This is a genomic window from Nitratireductor lacus (assembly GCF_056431025.1).
The window spans coordinates 1-644 of sequence record NZ_JBWKMB010000071.1; the positions used below are offsets into that span (position 1 = coordinate 1).

Below are 644 nucleotides of genomic sequence, written 5' to 3' on the forward strand. Positions count from 1 at the left end.
TGAATAGCCCCGAGTTTCGTGGACACCCTCGGGTTACATTTCCTGCTGCCGTTCGAACTCGACGGGTGACAGCATCCCGTTCCTGACGTGTTTGCGCTTCGGGTTGTAGAACATCTCGATGTAGTCGAACACGTCCTTCCTTGCATCCTCGCGTGTTCGGTAGGTCTTGCGCCGTATCCTCTCGCGCTTGAGGAGATTGAAGAAGCTCTCCGCCACGGCATTGTCATGACAATTACCGCGACGGCTCATCGAGTGCTCAAGATTATGCTGCTTCAGGAACGCCGCCCAGTCCATGCTGGTGAACTGCGAGCCTTGATCGGAATGGACCAGAACCTTGCTCTTCGGCTTTCGACGCCACACCGCCATGAGCAACGCCTGCAGCACGACATCAGTGGTCTGCCGACTCTGCAGCGACCAGCCGATGACGCGGCGCGAGAACAGGTCGATCACCACGGCCAGATAGGCAAAGCCCTCCTGGATCCGGATACGCAGGCAGCGGCACATCGCCCGCACCGTGAACTGCTGGCGATGCTCGGCAACAAACGCGTATCTCACTTTGCATCCTTGGCGAAATACGCGGTGGCTTTTTTTAAGATGTCGCGTTCCTCGGTGACGCGCGCCAGCTCCTTCTTCAGACGACGTAT

General features: G+C 57.8%; 1 pseudogene. It reads right to left on the bottom strand.

From position 1 onward, the window contains the following. Nucleotides 1–33 precede the first annotated feature (33 nt). A pseudogene (locus AC07E3_RS21450) lies at nucleotides 34–644 on the bottom strand (IS3 family transposase); the annotation flags it as partial.